Source organism: Flavobacterium sp. ACN2, from assembly GCF_002303885.1.
GTDB lineage: Bacteria > Bacteroidota > Bacteroidia > Flavobacteriales > Flavobacteriaceae > Flavobacterium.
The window spans coordinates 166,609-184,412 of the sequence record NZ_MRCM01000005.1; the positions used below are offsets into that span (position 1 = coordinate 166,609).

15 protein-coding genes are annotated in these 17,804 nt (G+C 32.7%); 2 read left to right on the forward strand and 13 right to left on the reverse strand.

The annotated features are described in order from the left end of the window. Nucleotides 1–18 precede the first annotated feature (18 nt). The 13 genes from BSF41_RS07915 to BSF41_RS07975 all read right to left on the reverse strand — a co-directional run bounded on the left by BSF41_RS07915 (nt 19) and on the right by BSF41_RS07975 (nt 16,702). A complete protein-coding gene (locus tag BSF41_RS07915) occupies nt 19–1,038 on the reverse strand; it encodes a relaxase/mobilization nuclease domain-containing protein (RefSeq protein ID WP_095928953.1) in 1,020 nt (339 codons plus the stop codon). After that, nucleotides 1,035–1,412: a mobilization protein gene (locus BSF41_RS07920; protein ID WP_095928954.1), complete on the reverse strand. Its 378-nt coding sequence runs from the start codon at nt 1,410–1,412 to the stop codon at nt 1,035–1,037. Before BSF41_RS07920 ends, BSF41_RS07915 begins: the two co-directional genes overlap by 4 nt. Before the next feature lie 122 nt (nt 1,413–1,534). Next, nucleotides 1,535–2,467 carry a toprim domain-containing protein gene (locus BSF41_RS07925; RefSeq protein ID WP_095928955.1) on the reverse strand — a complete coding sequence of 311 codons (933 nt, stop codon included), beginning with the start codon at nt 2,465–2,467 and terminating at the stop codon, nt 1,535–1,537. 266 nt (nt 2,468–2,733) lie between these two features. Further along, a complete protein-coding gene (locus BSF41_RS07930; RefSeq protein ID WP_095928956.1) occupies nt 2,734–3,960 on the reverse strand; it encodes a primase-helicase family protein in 1,227 nt (408 codons plus the stop codon). Between the two features lie 80 nt (nt 3,961–4,040). Continuing rightward, nucleotides 4,041–4,319, reverse strand: coding sequence for a helix-turn-helix domain-containing protein (locus tag BSF41_RS07935; RefSeq protein WP_095928957.1), 279 nt, complete (start codon nt 4,317–4,319; stop codon nt 4,041–4,043). A 104-nt stretch (nt 4,320–4,423) separates the two neighbouring features. Then, nucleotides 4,424–5,089, reverse strand: coding sequence for a hypothetical protein (locus BSF41_RS07940; protein WP_095928958.1), 666 nt, complete (start codon nt 5,087–5,089; stop codon nt 4,424–4,426). A 1-nt stretch (nt 5,090) separates the two neighbouring features. Continuing rightward, the gene (locus tag BSF41_RS07945) at nt 5,091–6,344 is read right to left on the reverse strand and encodes a tyrosine-type recombinase/integrase (protein ID WP_095928959.1); all 1,254 of its coding nucleotides are present in this window, start codon (nt 6,342–6,344) and stop codon (nt 5,091–5,093) included. 294 nt (nt 6,345–6,638) lie between these two features. Beyond that, complete coding sequence (locus BSF41_RS07950; protein WP_095928960.1) at nt 6,639–7,160, reverse strand: DUF3347 domain-containing protein; 522 nt, start codon at nt 7,158–7,160, stop codon at nt 6,639–6,641. After that, on the reverse strand, nt 7,157–9,592 hold the full coding sequence (locus BSF41_RS07955; protein WP_095928961.1) for a zinc-dependent metalloprotease: 2,436 nt from the start codon (nt 9,590–9,592) through the stop codon (nt 7,157–7,159). Before BSF41_RS07955 ends, BSF41_RS07950 begins: the two co-directional genes overlap by 4 nt. Nucleotides 9,593–9,597: 5 nt before the next feature. After that, entirely contained in the window at nt 9,598–11,022 is a 1,425-nt protein-coding gene (locus tag BSF41_RS07960; protein ID WP_095928962.1) for a RagB/SusD family nutrient uptake outer membrane protein, read from the reverse strand. Nucleotides 11,023–11,025: 3 nt separating this feature from the next. Next, nucleotides 11,026–14,664 carry a SusC/RagA family TonB-linked outer membrane protein gene (locus tag BSF41_RS07965; protein ID WP_095928963.1) on the reverse strand — a complete coding sequence of 1,213 codons (3,639 nt, stop codon included), beginning with the start codon at nt 14,662–14,664 and terminating at the stop codon, nt 11,026–11,028. Nucleotides 14,665–14,797: 133 nt separating this feature from the next. Then, the gene (locus tag BSF41_RS07970; protein WP_095928964.1) at nt 14,798–15,946 is read right to left on the reverse strand and encodes a FecR family protein; all 1,149 of its coding nucleotides are present in this window, start codon (nt 15,944–15,946) and stop codon (nt 14,798–14,800) included. Between the two features lie 186 nt (nt 15,947–16,132). Further along, on the reverse strand, nt 16,133–16,702 hold the full coding sequence (locus BSF41_RS07975; RefSeq protein WP_095928965.1) for an RNA polymerase sigma factor: 570 nt from the start codon (nt 16,700–16,702) through the stop codon (nt 16,133–16,135). Nucleotides 16,703–17,039: 337 nt separating this feature from the next. On the opposite strand from BSF41_RS07975, the gene BSF41_RS07980 reads away from it, so the two are divergent. Further along, nucleotides 17,040–17,318 carry a hypothetical protein gene (locus tag BSF41_RS07980; protein WP_095928966.1) on the forward strand — a complete coding sequence of 93 codons (279 nt, stop codon included), beginning with the start codon at nt 17,040–17,042 and terminating at the stop codon, nt 17,316–17,318. A gap of 11 nt (nt 17,319–17,329) precedes the next feature. Further along, nucleotides 17,330–17,794: a hypothetical protein gene (locus tag BSF41_RS07985; RefSeq protein ID WP_095928967.1), complete on the forward strand. Its 465-nt coding sequence runs from the start codon at nt 17,330–17,332 to the stop codon at nt 17,792–17,794. Nucleotides 17,795–17,804: the final 10 nt, after the last annotated feature.

Here is a 17,804-nt window from a genome sequence, read left to right on the forward strand (position 1 = left end):
CTACTATTTTTTAAAATATTATCTCCTTAATGATGGTCTCTTTTTTTTCTTTTGGAGTTTTCTCAGTAATTCAGGATCGAAATAATCCGGCTCATATTCAGAATTCACTAATTGCCCTATAACTCCTAAGGCCTCCTCAATAACTGTCACTCCAGTGCTACCTATGTTGTAGCTTTGCTTTTCTTCATTCTGCTTTCCACTACTGAAAGAATTGGATATTGACAGACTATCTTTATTACGTTTTTTTTCTTCTTCTGTATTTTTTATCGCAAATTGCTCTTTCTGACTTATTATCTTTTCAATTTTTGTCAATGAAAAGCCTACTTCGCTTCCTTTTATTTTTACTTTTTTATCATCTATAAAAGAGATTCCCCTGCCTTTAAGAACTTTATACCCCAAATCTCTCATCTGTTTTTCAAAAGCTAAATAAGAACTGACAGACTTTAATGTCTGCTGGATATCTCCTTTTAGTTTTTCTTTTCTACTGTCATGACGAGGCAATAACCTGTCTTTAGGGGACAGGAATACTCTTGGGCTTAATACTTCCTGAAGACCGTATTTCTTTTCAAGACGACGACAAAGTTCAGCCATGCGTTTATAGCTATTGCTGTCATTGGCAACTTTGCCGTCAAATCCAACACGATTGGCTGCAATATGAATGTGTTGCTCTTTGGTATCCTTATGCAGTACACAGATGTATTGGTTGTCTGCTATACCAAACTCCGTAGCGCATTCTCTGCCAACCTCTCTCAATTGTTCTTTGGTCAATGTATCATCCGGGGCTAAACGCAGGGTTAGATGCAACATTGGTTTTTCAATACGCCTGCTTAATTTTCTAACATCCTTAAACTGCCCAGTAAGCTCATATTTGTTTCCGAAGCATTTATTGTATTCTAATACTTCTGCACGCTCTTTGTGCTGTAAATGATCTTGCATTGCAAGTGCTAGCTTTTTCTCGTCGGACAATTCTCTTTTATCTTCCAGACAGTAGCTAATGCAATGGTAAAAAGAGCTGCCTATACTTACATGACCTATCATGATATAAAGTTTTTAATTTGGACAGCAAGATCTTTAACCTGACCTGACTGCACTTTTAATTCTGCACGTTCAAGCGGGCTTAACTCATCATTGCTATTTCTCTTTTTAGCAATTTGATTCAGGTTGGCTGCCATGTGGTTGAGTACTCCGGTAAAGCTTAGAATTTCTTTCGGAAGGGCTTTATTTCTGTAATCAATCTTTGCCGTTAATCCGATTTCACGAAGATATTCGGAAACAGTAAGATTTACTTTTTTAGCTTTGGATTCAATTATTTTACGCTCGTAGAGTGTACATTTAATTGCCATAAGCTGATCTCTTTTTACAGCCTTTTTGGGTCTTCCTCCTCTGTTCTTTTTTACTTCTTTCTCTTCCATAGTCTCTTATCATTTATTTTTTGAATGCGGATGCATGAAAAAAATCCTCTCAACGGATGCGACAGCATGAGGGGAGCCAGCGTTTTGGTTTTACCAAAACATAGCTGGCTACCACTCGGACGTTATATAGATCGCCTAAAACTATGACCTCGCTTAATGTGCTGTCCCTGGTTTAGCCATTCATTTAAATCTTTCTTCTGCTCATATAAAAAACTTTGGTCGGTATATTTTGCAGAATCTCTTTTCAGGGCTTCGTTAGTAAATCTCACACCTCCTGTATCTCTGTCTAAATAGAGATCTACTCGCTCGTGTTTTTCAATTAACTGTAATGACTTATTAAAAAAAGATAATGAATTAAGTATCAAAAAATTTGTTTGTAGGTTAAGCGATTTTTGATTCATCATTTTATAAGAGAGATAATCAAAAAAACCTTCAAAAACAAATACTGATTTTGCTTGGTTATCTATGAAAGTGATATCTTTTGGCGAGCTGCTACCTTTAAAATTTTCATTACGTAATTCATATCCTCCTGAAATATTCTGAAATCCAATTGCAGTATGTTTTCTGCCTTTCAATGAAAAATCAATTTCTTTGCAGTGTTCTTTTGCCAGTTCCTCCGGAATGCTCCTGTTTTCTAAATAATGGATAAGGGATTTATTTTCCAATGTGCGTACATCAACAATGACAATTTTATCAAGGGGATTATCTTTCTTTTCATTTGCAATTCTTAGAATTGTCGATTGTCGATTGTCATTCTTAAGTGATAAACTTATACCAGAGGAAATACTGTTACTATTTAAAAGCTGTAAAAATTCCGAAACAGTGCATCTAAAATATTCAATCCCAAAATCAACTACATTTCCTCCTTTGCCTAATCCATGGTCATACCATGAATTTAATTTTTGATTCACTTTAAAAGAGGGTGTGTTTTCATTTCTGAATGGCGATAGATACCAATAATCCTGATTTTTTATTTTTGATGGCTCATGCCCTAATGTTTCAAGATAATTGACCAAATCAATTTGATTTGCAATTTTACAATTGAACTTTTCCATAATTGTTTTTTTTACTCTTCTATTTTATTTGGCACAAGTCTGTTCATTTGCTAATGAAAAAAAGAACTATAATTTTTTATTTTTTTGATATTTTGATGCAAATTACACGTAATCCATTGATTTCATTAATATTAAACTGCATCAATAGCTGCATCAGTGCATCACTTTATTTTTGTCCTGCATCAGTTTTGCATCAAAAAAGATTGTTTTTTAGTTTGATGCAAGCTTTGATGCAGATCTCTTTAGCTCAATTACAGGACTTTATATTAATTTTGCATCAAAGCATCAAATATTTTATAAAACAAAATCTTTTTGATAGTATAAAAACGTCCTCTTCGATCTACTTTCACATATTCACCATGCGACAATAATTCAATTCCACAATAAGACTTCGTATTATCTTCGGGTGTAAAACTCCATCGTTTGAGAATATTTCTTATTTCATTAGCAGAAATATTTATTCTGTTATTTTGCCTCCTCAGTAGAATGAAAATATCATTAGGAGCCAATTTCAACTCATCCTCTTCCATTTTTTCAAAACACTCATGTATCAATTCAAGCATCAGAATTTCTTCTTTATTTCGATTTACAAGTTTTAATAAGGAAGCTGTCATAATCTGTTCGGGTTTAAACCACATTCTTGTTTTTTGCTCGGAAAAATAATTTCTCATTTGCAGGTACTTTAAGAAATACGGAATTTCTTTGTTCAGTTTTTTAAGAAAAAATACATCTTCTGTATTTATAGTACGTATTTTACGAATCCAAAAACGGATTTCTTCTTCATCTATTTGAATAAAATTATCTTCATTATTAGAACAAAGAATAAATTTTGCAAAGAATTCAATTTCTTGTCGATCCTTTCCTTTTGCTTCTATTTTATCTTTGTCAGTCGTAGAAAGGTATTTTAAACGTTCTGTGATTTCTTTTTTATCAAAAAACACTTCATCAATGGCTACAAGTAACATACTTGCCCAATCAGAATTAAACTGTGAACCAAACGAATCGCCTTTTATGTAAGTCATATTCATTCCAAAAATTGCCTTCAACCACTTTATAAAAGAGCTTTTTCCTGTCGATCGCTCTTTACTTACTAAACAAAGAATTGGCAATGTTTGAGTAGGTTTTTCATATAAAAGTTTTATATAGTCTAAGCCTAACTCTCTTTGCTCTCCAAAAATATGTTGAATAAATTGCAATGAATTTGGAATTAATTTTTCGAGTTCATGAATTGAAAAATCCTTAGCTATTGGTTTGTTAGGCAGTTCATGATAGGTATTATAGAAATCATCTACGATTTGCTCATAACCAAAATGATTAGGAATACAGCAAAAACCATCTAGTTTGGATATGTCGTTCAAAAATGATTTTCCGTGATCTGAAATGATTGTTTCACGATTCCACCGAACCATTACTTTTACTTTATCGCCAGAAATTAAAGGTTTATCTATAATTTTGAAATAGGAAGTTCCTACTCGTAAATATTTTTCTTCCATTTTGTGCAATTTTTTTTATTGTATATATAGTGTATACAATAGGTTAGATAATAAAAAAACAAGTATAGAAATGGTGCTTTCTATACTTGTCTTTTATATTTCAGGGATTTTACTTCATTAAGAGAGTCAAATAACTCTTCGTGATTTATTAAAATTCTTCTCCCAATAGAAGAAGCCTTAATATTACCATTTTCAATGTGGTTTCTAATGGTCTGGCGATCCACATGCAAGAGTTCTGCCGCTTCTTTGACAGTATACATGTTATTCGATAAATCTTTCTCTGGTTTAGTAAGAAGTTGTGCAACTAAACCTTTTAGCTCTTTCAATTCTGATTGAATTGTTTCAAATGGATTTTGCATAAAATTGTAGATTTAATTTTTTACAATTTTATAACTTAATCATATTAATTATAATTTATTTGTATTCAATATCTTCAATTGAATTGAATTGAAAATGAGTTGAATTATATTTGGTTAAAAATGGAATAATCATTTTCATAATATTTTTCATGATGTGCTTTAATTAGATTATTTTCCTTGGAAAGATCATATTTTGTTAGCATCGTTGAATTAATTTTAATATCTAAAAATTGGCTAGAAACCTCACAAAAAATTTTGTTTTCAATTGTGTTTTTAAAATAATTATTCTCTTTTAACTTAAAAAACAATAAAGCGAAGTATAAAATTTCTTTTTCTTTATACAACCACTTACAATTTTGGTCAATTAATCCAATTTTAATGGCATTATTTTTAAAATTCAAATAACACAATTCATCTTTAAAAAAATTTTTAAAGCGAACTTCTATTGTATTATTTTCATCATTCGAAAAATCATAATTTACTATTGCTGAATTTATTTTATTCCTCTTATCAGTCTTATCAATCAAAAGACGAAAATATAAAACAACCATAATTGCTGCCGAAAACGTTATTCCTATAGCAACTAGTCTAAATATTCCTTCTGATTTCAGAAAAACATTTTCGAAAAAATAAAAAGCAATCAAAAAAAGAAAAACCATAATAAGAATAACTACACCTAATTTAATTTCACTATTAGTCTTCTTATTATCAAGAGGCTTTAAATCAATAAATTCTGATTTCTTTTTAAAATATTTCTTTTTAAAATCCATACTAAACGATTTTCAATTTTAATTCAACATTAAAAACTTCATCCATGGCTTCTTTTTTCTCTGGTTCACTAATCTGGTAATATTGATTCAAAGTTTTCATATCGTTGTGCCCAGTTATAGATGCAATTAATTTATCACTTTTACCTTGTCTTTTCATCATGGTAATAAAAGTTCTTCTTGCTGTATGTGTACTTATTCTATCGTAAAAGAACATTTCTTCTTTAATATTTTCTTTCCCTTTAGTTGTAACTTTTTGAACTTTATTATTGTATTCCATCTCCTGAAACACATCTTTTATATATTTATTCTGTTTTTGATTGGCAATTAAAGGAAGTTTATAATCATATTTTAATAAAATATATCTAGAAATACTGGTTAAAGGTATCTCCCTGGTTTCTTTAGTTTCATCTTTATTTTCTTTTAATAAAATAAAATCATTAGTTACATTACTTCTTCTTATCAAAGATAACTCACCAAAACGCATACCAGTTACACAAGCAAAGACAAAAACATCACGAACTTTCCCTAGCTTTTCACTTTCAAATTCATGTTGCATCAACTTATTCAAATCATCTATTGTTAATGCAATTTGATTTGTAATTACTCTCTCAACTTTTTTAAACTCTGTAAAACTATCGTTATAAGTAAATTTATTTTTCCTGGCCCAAAACATAAAGGTTTTGAAAAGCCCTAGATTTCTAGCATAAGTATTATTAATATGCTTTAAATCATCCATACAATAGGAAGTGAATTCACGATGAAATGTTTCATCGATCTTACTAAATGTCAATTTGAATTTTCTAGCCGCTTCAAATTTTTCTAGAATATTCTTTATATTTTTATATCTTTTGATTGTTGACGCAGACCATTCTTTGCCTTTTTCCTTTTCGGCAGTAAACTCATTATACGCATCAAAAAATGCATTTTTCCCGGACGGAGCTTTTTTAAACTCTTCGTCAAAAACTTTTTTTAAATTCTTTGAAGTAAAAGGTTCATTTATTCTTTTATACAAGCTTTCTGTTTCAAGAAATAAATCAGAGTATCGATTCATCTGAAGTCTTATACTTTGAACAAATTTTGATTTCTTTTTCCCATTTACAAAAGGGAATCTATTTTCAAAATCCCAATTTTCAGGCATTATTTTCTCACCAGTTGAAAAGACAAATTTCTTATTCTCATTTTTAAAATAGCATGAAAATAAAATCAAAGTTTCTTTATCACTCTTCGGCTCTTTAAGATTAAAAGTGTATTTCATCAGTTGACAATTTAGTTGACAATAATGCTATATTTAGTTATAAAAACTTAGTTATAACAAATATAAGAATTACTACAAAACAAGCGTTTCTTATTGATAATCAGTTATTAACAACCAACTCTGATATAATTAACGCAATAGCCGGCGACTCCACAAAAAAGCCTGTAAACTCTTTGTTTACAGGCTTTTTTTATTTCACTTCAAACTTAGTCTAAGTCTTATTCTCATAAACGACAAATACGGCTTCCCTACAAAGAATACCGCATTCATCAAACTAATTCAAAATTAAAAAAATTATAAACTTGCTTTTACTTCACCACAAGTCAGCATGTTTTTTGGGTAGTACGGATTTTTGATTTCCTTACTATCACTTGTCCAAACTGCACCTGTCATGGGGCAAATTTGTAAATACAATATCTCATCAGCAGGTTTGAATTTTGAAGCTTGATCCCAATATTTTACCGAGAGTGTTTCAAAAATCTTACGCTGTTTGTTGATGTTTTTTGTTGCTGTTAATGCCGTTGCCAATTCGATAATTTCTTTTCTCGAAGTTGTAGCTGCATTCATGTTTTCTAAATTTAACTTTTTAAACTTGAAGTTTTTTAAGGCACTTTTTAAAGCTTCTGCATTTTTAACAACCGCTAAACTGTCTGATGTTAAAAAACTATTTTTTAAAGCCAAATAACTTTTTGTGATTTCTTTTTTCTCTGCTTCACGCTTTGCAACCAATTCAGGAGTTACTTCTTCTTTTGACGTAAGCTGTGCCTGAGCTAAAAAGCTACAGAAAATAAATGTTATAACTAATAAATTTTTCATGATGTAGGTTTATCTAGTTTTGTAATGATTTTATCTATTTCTAATAAAATGTTTTCGTAGTGATCTCTATTGATTCCTGTTGAACCACTCATCAATTTTGTAACATCTGTTTTTAATTTTAAAAGATGCTGTTTTCCATACAATCTTACATCACTTCGTTGCGCTGTATTGGAAGCTTTTCCAGGTTCTAATTCTTTTGGCAATAAGAGCATTCCCAACTTTTCAACATAACCACGCTGGAAACTTCTTCTATAATAATCTTGTTTTTCGTCTCCGCTAAATTTCACCCAAACGATTTGCTGAACATCGTTTAAAAACTCAGGAACGGTATATGCTCCCTCAGATTGCATCGATTTTAAACTGATATTATAAAGCATTCCAGAGCTCAATAACATATTCAATACCTGATTCTGCTGATCTGAGATTTGATCTTCTCTCTTTAAAGCAATCAAATCATCAATTTCCTGCGGATACATCCAAAGCGGAGAAACAAACAATTGTCTACCTAAATAGTCTATCGCTGCTTTTACTTTTGCTTTAGGAACTGGTTTATAAACTACTCCTTTTTCATCGACTGTTCGTTTTGTAATGTAGTTGTTTCCAATATTTTTCAGAACGTGATACAAATACAAACCGTATTGTCTTACTACTGCTTTATGCATGTCTGCTAAATTATCATACGGATCGTTTGGCTGATAAGTCCATTCGATTAGATGAGGCACAACGCGCTTCAGGTTTTTAATTCCGTAATCGCTGGCAAGTACCGCATCGTCTCCCAGATCTTCTGATTGACTACGCGGATCTTCATCTTTTCCTTCTCCACCAAACCATAATTTCGGATTCGCCGTTAAACTATCAGTTGTTAATTTGGCCAATAATTTCTCTTCTTCAAACTCATCTTTCGTGTTTGGGTAATATTTATATCCCCATTCAACAGCCCATTTATCATAACTCCCAATACGCGGATAAAGACCTATTGGACTAATATTATCTTCTGGCTGTGCTACGTAGTTAAAACGGGCATAATCCATAATAGAAACCGTGTGTCCATTTTCTTCTACCCATTTTTTATCGCGAAGTTTTTCTACCGGAGTTGCACTACTCGCTCCCATATTATGACGTAAACCAATGGTATGTCCGATTTCGTGAGAAGAGACAAAACGGATTAATTGCCCCATTAATTCATCATCTAAATGCATTTTTCTTGCTCTTGGATCTAAAGGTCCAGCCTGAATCATGTACCATCTCTGCACCAATTTCATTACATTATGATACCAGCCAACATGGCTTTCCATAATTTCACCACTTCTTGGATCACTAATTCTTGGCCCGTACGCATTTGGCGTTTCTGATGCTAAATATCGTACTACAGAATATCTTGCGTCTTCCAAACTCATGGTTTTATCGTCTTCGGGCCACTCTTTACCCACAATAGCATTCTTGAAACCTGCTGCTTCAAAAGCTTTCTGCCAATCATTGATACCTGCAATTAAATAAGGTCTCCATTTTTTTGGCGTTGCAGGATCGATATAATAAACAATCTGTTTCTTTGGTTCTACCAATTCGCCTCTCAAGTATTTTTTAATATCCTTGTCATTTGGTTCTAAACGATAGCGCTGCACAATAAATTTCTTTTGAGCCCGCTGTTCATCATCATCAAACAAAACATATTTATTGGCAAAATAGCCTACTCTTTCATCGAAGAAACGTTTGCGCATTGGCGTTTTCGGAAGCAATACAATCGAAGTATTCAATCGTAATGTTATGCTTCCGCTGCTTGAAGTAGAACTTGTATACGTTTTTGTTGTTTTAGTCTCAATATTAATTGGATATGCATCAATACTTTCAACAAAAGATTTGTCATCGGCAAGAGACGTTAATTTTTTCTCTGTTTTGTCCTGACTTCCGATAGAGAACATGGCATTATCTTTCTTGAAAACATCTGTCACTTCAATAACCACATCTTTGGTGTCTGGATTGGTTGTTTTTATTGCAAATGCAGCCACAATCGGATTTTCATTGCTTCCTTCTAATGCTTTTGCCAGCATAGAATCTGAAGAACGAACATCTTGTCTGTATTGCAGCGATCTTAAATAAACTGTATTATTGGAACCTTTTTCAAAATAAATAGTCTGCTCGTTCGCTTTTTCTCCACCAAAAGTTCCAAAACCTTCAGGCGTTGAAAGATATCTCGTTACAACAAGCATGTATCGATTAAATAAACTATCTGGAATTTGAAAGTAATATTTAGTATCAACTTGGCTAACCGTAAAAAGGCCAGATTTATTTTTAGCTTTATCTGTAATTACCTTATTGTAAGCCTGCATGCCTTTTGGCTGTGTACTGGTACTATCGGCTTTCTTTTCGGAGGTCTGAGCAAAACCATGCTGCCAAGCCGACAGCATGATTAGAAATATAATTAACTTTTTCATTGGGATTAAAACGGAACTTTTTCGTCTGTATTTAAAGTAAGTTTTGGATTTTTTGTCAACGCCGATAAAGGAAACGGAACGATATACAATCTTGAATTAGGCTGTAAGGTGTATGTTTTCTGTGGAACTGTTTTGTTTACAAGAGGAAAAACTCTCGTAATTGTTTTTGCATACTCGGTTTCTGTATTTAATCTTTTTAAATCAAAAAATCTATTGAAACCAAAAAGCAATTCTTTTCTTCTTTCATTAATAACAAGATCCATTGTTTCTTTTCTTGTAGCTGGAACTTCTAAGTTTACTGCTCCTGATAAAATACGTTTTGCCCTCAATGTATTTAAAACAGTTACCGATTCGCTAAATCTATTTTCTCTAGCATAACATTCTGCAAGAATTAAATATACTTCGGGTGTTTTCATGCCAACAGTTGGATAAAAGAACCTTGTATATTGAGTTCCCCAATATGCTGTATTGGAACCTTGATCTAAATTGGTTGCACTTGTAGAATTAAAGAACAAATTAAAACGCACATCGTTAGTTCCGAATAAAGTTCTCAATTCTGGACTTATAATATAAAGTTGTCCAAAATTCATTTCGTTATACCCTGTCATGTACATATAACTTAACACCTCTGTATTGTCTGCTGCTGGAACAGCAAGAGATGTTGGTCCGCCTTTTGCATTGTAGGCAACCATATCAAATAGCTGATTATTGTAGCTCAACGATTTTTGCGCTGCTGCTTCTGCTGCTGCAATTTCGCGTTTAAACAAATGTACTTTTGCTTTAAAAGCATAAGCAAATGCTAAAGAAGGATGATAAACATCGGTTGGTTTTTCCTGAAGGTAAGGTAATGCATCTTCTATATCACGCTGAATAAAATCATAAACCTGAGCAACAGTAGATTTAGAAGGTTGTGCTTCCAAATCAAATTTATCCATAATGCAGATTCCACCGTCAGTTGCTGCCGTTTGCGGATCATATCCTTTTGCGTAAGTATTTAGCAATAAAAAATGATCGTAAGCTCTGTAAATTTTAGCTTCAGCTTTAGCCAATCTTTTTACATTCTCATCTCCTTTACTGTTATCAACCAAAGAAATAATAGTGTTCCATCTGTTGATATAAGTGTACGCTTGGTTATAAAAGCTAGAACCTGTCATTAAAGAAACGCGGTCGACACTTTCGTCAAAAGTAAAATTAAGAATATCGATGTTTGGCGTTCTTCCGATTACGTTGGCTTCTCTCATCCATTGATCGTCAGATAAATATTGAAAATTATTAATCGGATAACCTCTTCCAGGAAGCGACACCAATTCAAGAAATTGTTCTGGTGTTTCTACCACCAAAGCACCTTTTGGCGTAATGTCTGTATATTCTTCGCATGATGATACAGTCAACATCATGAACGACAGCAGTGTTATATATAAATTTTTCATTTTTTAAAGAGTAAGATTAAAGCCAAACAAATATGTTTTTGGCAATGGTAAATTACGTGTTGCAGAATTTGCGCTATAAACTTCTGGATCAATATGATTTCCAGCTGCACTACAGTACCAGATATTATTCATCTGGAAAGTAAATTTTGCCGATGTCATTTTAATTTTGTTTGCAAAATCTTTTGGCAGATTATAACTTAAAGAAATATTTCTAAGTTTAATATAATCTCCATCTACCACATTGGCATCAGAATTTCTCCACTGACTGCTGATCGTGTTTGCATAATTTCTCACACTTTCGTCAAAATCTACATATAGACGGGTATTTCCATTTTGGTTGGTATCGGTATAACGATCTGCAATTCCTGAAAGCGTTACTAAATCTGATCCCATATCAAGCGTTTCTTTACGCATTACGTTTCCGCCAGAAAAAACAAACAAGAAATTCAAATCAAATTGTTTATATGAAAAACGCTGTGAGAATGAACCTGTATAAGTTGGAACAAGGCTTCCCATATTTACTAAAGCCTCTGGACTATTAATTGTTTTAATACTGGTTGATATTGGATTTCCATTTGCATCAAAAGTGATTGACGGATTTCCGTTTTCATCTAATACATAAGGATACCCATTTACAGTTCCTCCATATTTGTAAGCATACAAACTATTATAAGTATCATCTTTCAAGAAATAATCTCCGGGTGAACTAACGTAAACAGAAGCCGTAGACATTGCTCTTGTAATTTCTTTTACAGTCGTTTTATTGAAAGCAAAAATTAAATTAGAAGCGATACGAAAATCATTTGTTTTGTACCATTCAGAACCTGCGCTAAATTCGATTCCTTTATTTAATAATCCACCCGCATTAATTCTTCTTGACAAAGCGCCAACTGTAGGATCTAAATCTGTTGTCGCCAATAAGTCGCTACTGTATTTGCGGTATACATCAATAGTACCGTTTAACTTTCCTCTAAATAAGCTGTAATCTACTCCAACATTCGTCGTTTGCGTTTTTTCCCATCTTAACATTGGGTTAGGCTGTGCCGTAATATTGGTATATTGTAATGACTGATATAGATTATCGTTTCTTCTAGTCGCTGTAATATAAGGTGTTGTACTTTGGTCAATATTACCATTAATACCGTAAGTCGTTCTTAACTTCAGCATATTAACCCATTTTACCTCTTTCATAAAATCCTCATTGCTAATATTCCAACCTAAACCTGCTGACCATAACGGACGGTTTTTATATTTCGGATCAACTCCAAACAAATCGGCTCTATCTACACGGTAACTTCCTGTAATGTTGTATTTAGATAAATAAGTATAACTAGCTGTACTGAAAACCGAAAAATAGCGATGCAAAATTTCTGTCTGTGTTCTTGGTACAGTTGCCAAAGTTCTGTTGTTTCCATAAATGTAGCTTGCCACTCCCGTTTGGCTCAAAGCAAGATTATTCATAACTGCAGAAGAAAGTGTTACAGGATCGTAGCCATAACGCAATTGTTCGATGGTTCTAGGAAGAAAAGTTTCACGCATTTCAAAACCTGCCAAAGCATTTACCGAATGTTTGCCGTCGCCAAATTCTTGATTAAAATCTAACTGATTTCTAAAAGAATAGTTACTTGCCTGACTGCTCAATTGTTTGTATCGCCCTCCTGTAGAGAAACCTTCAACATACGTATAAGCATTTGTAGTTGGGTTATATCCTGTTAAGGAATTAATCGCAGAACGCATTTTATAAGAGTTAACATCGTAATACTGTTCGTTGTCGTTTCTTCTTACTTCGTACTGAAATTGTGTATTAAAGCTTAATCCTTTATATAATTTCGCTTTTATGTTGGCAAAAGTTCTTAAGCTTAACGAATTTTGTTCTTCGATACCTTCTTTAAGCGAATTCAAAACATTAAATTCTGTCGATTTAAAACCACTCAAACCTGACAATTTTGCTGCTACAGCTGGATTTATAACCCCTCCAGAAGTAAATCCATCTGCAACGCCTACAAACGGAGCTATTACAAGGTTTCCGTTATCGTCTGTAATACGCTCATATCTTTTTTGAATATCGTAATTGCTATAACTACCATCCGTATTCTCATCATTGCTGTAAGTTCCGTTTACTCCAAATGTTGCGTTTAACCAGTTGTTAATTTGAAAACTGCTTTTGGCATACAAGTTAAATGATCGGCTTTTATTGTTTACAATTCTCTCTTTTGATTCATCATAATTAAGAGAAACGTAAGTATTTTGTTTGGATGTACTTCCAGAGAATGCAATATTGTAACGCTGTCTAAATTCGTTCTGCCACACATTGTCATGATAGTCTTTTATATAATCATTCTTTCTCCATTGGGCAATCGTACTATCAAAATCAGCATTGGTAATTTTTCCTTCTTCCAAATTTCTGTTTAACTGATAAAGCGGACTGTAGTATTTCATACTCGAGTTCCCAATATCACCATAACTGTTAAACATCGTTGATGTATCAGCATATCGTGCTCTTTCTCTATTATAAACCGCCTGTTCATAATCGATTAAATCGCTAGTAGAAGCATAATTCATATCTCTCAAATTAGGTTTGCTTGAGATAAAGAAATCTGAATTTATGCTAACTTTCAGTTTACCGTTTCCTTTTTTGGTAGTCAAAACGATAATTCCATTTGCTGCTCTCGAACCATAAATAGAAGCCGCCGCCGCATCTTTAAGAACGTCAACGCTTTCGATATCATACGGATTAATATCATTTAAAGTCAATTGGGTTGGCAAACCATCTATAACCAAAAGCGGACTGTAACCCACTTGATCAACAGAAAAAGTACCAATACCTCTTAAAATAGGTTTATCTGCTGCGGCACCACTTGGATTTTTCTGAAACATTAAACCCGCAACACGCCCCTCTAATGCACTTGCTAAATCAGCATTGATATTTTCATTTAATACCTTTTCATCCACTTTAGTAATTGCACCAGTAAAATTACTTCTTGCAATGGTTTGAAAACCAGTTACCACCACTTCTTTCATCGCAGCAACTTTGTCTTCTACCACAAGAGTTAATTCTTTACGTCCTGAAATGGCAAAAGATTTTTTTTCGATAGTTAATCCTGTACAATCCAAAACACCATTTGACGGTACGCCATCAAAAGCAAAACTTCCGTCAAAATCGGTTACGCTTACCCTATTTGTTCCCCAAATCGTTACAGATACACCAGGAAAAGGTTCGTTTCTATTATTTACTACCTTTCCTCGTATATTTATTAATCCGTTTCCCTGATCCTCTTCTTTTGAAGCAGTTACCACAATAGTTTGGTTGGTAATGGTATATTTTAAATTCTGATTTTTAAAGATCTGATTTAAAGCTTCTTTTACATTAGCATTCTTAACATTAATACTAACGGGTTTTGAATCTTTAAGCAGTTTCTGAGTATAAAAAACTTCGTAATTGGCTTGTTTTGCCACTTCTTTCAGAACTTTTTCTAAAGGAGCCTCTTTAAAATTTATGCTAATATTCTGCGCCTGTCCAGTAAAACTGCACAACACCATAAAAACAGCGCATAGCGCCCATAAATGAGCCGAAAAATGAACTTTAGGGATCTTTTTTTTAAGTTTTTTGTAAGGTTTTTTTGGTTGTAAATTTAATTTCATACATTTACATTGGTTATAGTTAAACAATAGTGGACAACTTATATTGGCTATAAACTTTTTAAACAACCAGAAGCATCGCAACTGCCTCTGGTTTTTTAGTTTATAGACTCAATATAATCGGTTAAATAAGATTTTACGGATAGACAATAATCGTTTTCCCTTCAACCTTAAATTTTATATTACTAAGCTCAAGTACTTTTAATACCTCAGACAAATTTTTATTTCTAAATGTACCTCCGTTAAATCTCACATCTGAGACATCACCACGGTACTCGACTTTAATTCCGTACCAGCGCTCCAACTGTTTCATTACAGATTTTAAATCGGCATTATCAAATTTGAATCGGCCGTTTTTCCAAGCGATTGCAGCTTCGGTATCGACCTCTTTAACGGCAATCTTACTAGAACTTTCAGATATATTGGATTGCTGGCCTGGCTTTAAAATCGCTTTCTGATTTTTAGAAGAAACGGCAACACTTCCTTCTAATAATGTAGTTTTTACTACAGATTCATTATTGTACGCATGGACATTAAAATGTGTTCCTAAAACTTCGATTGTTTGGTTAGCTGATTTTACTAAGAAAGGCTTGCTTTTATTTTTAGCAACTTCAAAATAAGCTTCTCCTTCTAGCTCAACAATTCTTTGATCTCCATTAAATTGAGTTGGATATTTGATAGACGAAACAGCATTCAAAAATACTTTTGTTCCATCTGCCAAAACAATATTATATTGTCCGCCTGTTGGTGTCGAAAGGGTATTAAATGAATCTGCATCTTCTTCTGAAGTATCAGCATTTGGGTTTATTACATAAGTAATCACTCCATTGGCATCCATTTTAATGGTTACCTCATCCTGATCTTCTTTAGCAATAATATCTTTGGAAGAAATATCAGAAAGAACAATCTGCTTTCCGTTCGAAAGCGTTAAAATTCCTCTATTTCCGCCTGGGGCAATTTCTTTTGGTTTTTCGACAACCTGAATATTTTCTTGTTCTAGTCGTACTTCCGATTTTGTAAAATAGAATATTCCAGCACCAAATAATAACACGATAGATGCAGCGGCGGCAATACGCGGCCAAAGAGAAATCACTTTTGTTTGCTGCGCCAAAGGAAGTCTCGATTTCAAATGTTCGTAACTATCTGCTAGTTCGTATTCGCTAAGCTGTTTATTGCTATTTACCGCTTTATGCAAATACCACGCATCAAGTTTGTCTTTATCTTCATCAGATAAAGTGCCATTTTGATGTTTTTTAAGCAGTTCTAAAAATTCAGTTTCATTCATAATTACAACACGAAATTTTGTCTTGTTTTATAATAAGACAGTTAGAAAGGGGTTTTGTCATAGATGAAAATCAAAAAAATATTAATTTATCATTAATAAATTCATCGAAACGTTAGTTTCTCTTTATTAATGAGGCTTTTATGAGTAGATTTTATTTTAAAATTTAACAAAAAGAACAAGAAAAATTTACCAGACAAAAACATTCAGCGCCGATTTTAGCTTTCCGCGAAGAATTTTTAGCGAATTATAAACTTGCTGTTTAGCCGTTTTGTCTGTTATGTTTAATTGAAGTGCAATTTCGTCGTATGAAAGTTCTTCTACTTTTCTTAAAAGAAAAACTTCACGCATTTTTTCAGGAAGTAAAGCAATTTCGCTTTCAATAATAGCTTCCAATTCTTTTTCTCTGAGTTTAGAATCTGCAAAAACATAATCATTTTCAATAAAGTTCGAAAAAGAATCTGCGTAACGAGAAACTACTTTCTCGTGAGCAATATGATTCAAGATTCTGTTTTTGGTTGCTTTGTATAAATAAGAAGATAACGATCCTGTGATTTCCAACTCCCGACGCTTGTTCCAGATAAACAAGAAAACTTCCTGAACAACATCATTGGCTTCATCATGATTTCCTGTCATTTTGTAGGCATGATTTACTAAAAGTCTAGAATATCTTTCGAAAATTTCTGTATAGGCCAATTGATCATCATCCTTAAGGAGATTTAATAAGATATGATCAGCATATTTGCTATAAACAGACATGAATTAATAAAAAGTGAGGATCAAAAACGCAATATTAAACAATTTTAATGTTAAAAGCCAAAAGATTATTAAGTTTAAAAAAGCGCAAAGGATTTCGTAAACATTTTTGAATAAAATTCAATATGATTAATCTTAATAATATTGAACAGCAGTATTATAGTGAAAAAAGTAGTCGCATTTTCAAACTTTTGCTTTTTTATGGCTAAATTTAAGGGTAAATGAAAATTTGACAATACTATAAAAAAATTATATAAAACAGTTAGCAGTTTAAGACAGTAATTTTAGAATAATCTAAAAGATAGAGATAATTATTATTCATCCTTTAAAACCGATTATTATGACATATGAAAATTACGCATCTGAAGAATTTGAAATGAATTCTTACGAGGAACAACTACTACTAAATTATGACGACTTTTTAGACGGTGACTACACCAATAGACTGACAGCTTCTAATCATTATAATCTAGAGCTTGGAGAATTGGAAGATAATCTTGAATATGATTTCGATTCAGAATATGATGAAAATGATTGGGAAGAAGAAGAGCTAAATGATATTGAAGGAGAATACGATAAGAATGAGGAAAAACCTGGAAGTTTTGAAATGTTAGGCTAAAAAATACTGCTATGAAAAATTGGTTTCTATTTCTAATCTCAGTCTTCTTATTTTCATGTCAGCAAAAGGAAAACAAAAAAACTTCTGCGGACTCCCCGATGCCAGTTGTTCAAGAAGAAAAAAAGCAGGAGAATAAACAAGTTGGCGACACTATTTCCATGAATTTTAAGAATGAAGAAAATGTGTTTTCAGCCGAAGGACATTTAGATTCTCTAAATTCAAAAATATATGTCAAATTCAAAAATGAAGATTTGGGCAAATTAAACGCTCAAATAATTCCAGATACAGGAAAAGGAAACATTCGTTTTAATCAAATTATTTTTCCGGATAAAACCTCAGACGGCCCTTTCGGAATGGACATGAAAATGCCGCTTAAACAAAAAGGAACGCATATTTTTGTCATCGGACATTCTTTAATGGCCGACAATCCGTATTATGGTAATTTTAAAGTGCAGTTAAAGATTCAAAAAGAATAAGGCGCTATAA

Excerpts from the sequence above, each read along its gene's own strand:
- BSF41_RS07915 (WP_095928953.1), bottom strand. The coding sequence starts at position 1,038 with ATGATAGGTCATGTAAGTATAGGCAGCTCTTTTTACCATTGCATTAGC.
- BSF41_RS07920 (WP_095928954.1), bottom strand. The coding sequence starts at position 1,412 with ATGGAAGAGAAAGAAGTAAAAAAGAACAGAGGAGGAAGACCCAAAAAG.
- BSF41_RS07925 (WP_095928955.1), bottom strand. The coding sequence starts at position 2,467 with ATGGAAAAGTTCAATTGTAAAATTGCAAATCAAATTGATTTGGTCAAT.
- BSF41_RS07930 (WP_095928956.1), bottom strand. The coding sequence starts at position 3,960 with ATGGAAGAAAAATATTTACGAGTAGGAACTTCCTATTTCAAAATTATA.
- BSF41_RS07935 (WP_095928957.1), bottom strand. The coding sequence starts at position 4,319 with ATGCAAAATCCATTTGAAACAATTCAATCAGAATTGAAAGAGCTAAAA.
- BSF41_RS07940 (WP_095928958.1), bottom strand. The coding sequence starts at position 5,089 with ATGGATTTTAAAAAGAAATATTTTAAAAAGAAATCAGAATTTATTGAT.
- BSF41_RS07945 (WP_095928959.1), bottom strand. The coding sequence starts at position 6,344 with ATGAAATACACTTTTAATCTTAAAGAGCCGAAGAGTGATAAAGAAACT.
- BSF41_RS07950 (WP_095928960.1), bottom strand. The coding sequence starts at position 7,160 with ATGAAAAATTTATTAGTTATAACATTTATTTTCTGTAGCTTTTTAGCT.
- BSF41_RS07955 (WP_095928961.1), bottom strand. The coding sequence starts at position 9,592 with ATGAAAAAGTTAATTATATTTCTAATCATGCTGTCGGCTTGGCAGCAT.
- BSF41_RS07960 (WP_095928962.1), bottom strand. The coding sequence starts at position 11,022 with ATGAAAAATTTATATATAACACTGCTGTCGTTCATGATGTTGACTGTA.
- BSF41_RS07965 (WP_095928963.1), bottom strand. The coding sequence starts at position 14,664 with ATGAAATTAAATTTACAACCAAAAAAACCTTACAAAAAACTTAAAAAA.
- BSF41_RS07970 (WP_095928964.1), bottom strand. The coding sequence starts at position 15,946 with ATGAATGAAACTGAATTTTTAGAACTGCTTAAAAAACATCAAAATGGC.
- BSF41_RS07975 (WP_095928965.1), bottom strand. The coding sequence starts at position 16,702 with ATGTCTGTTTATAGCAAATATGCTGATCATATCTTATTAAATCTCCTT.
- BSF41_RS07980 (WP_095928966.1), top strand. The coding sequence starts at position 17,040 with ATGACATATGAAAATTACGCATCTGAAGAATTTGAAATGAATTCTTAC.
- BSF41_RS07985 (WP_095928967.1), top strand. The coding sequence starts at position 17,330 with ATGAAAAATTGGTTTCTATTTCTAATCTCAGTCTTCTTATTTTCATGT.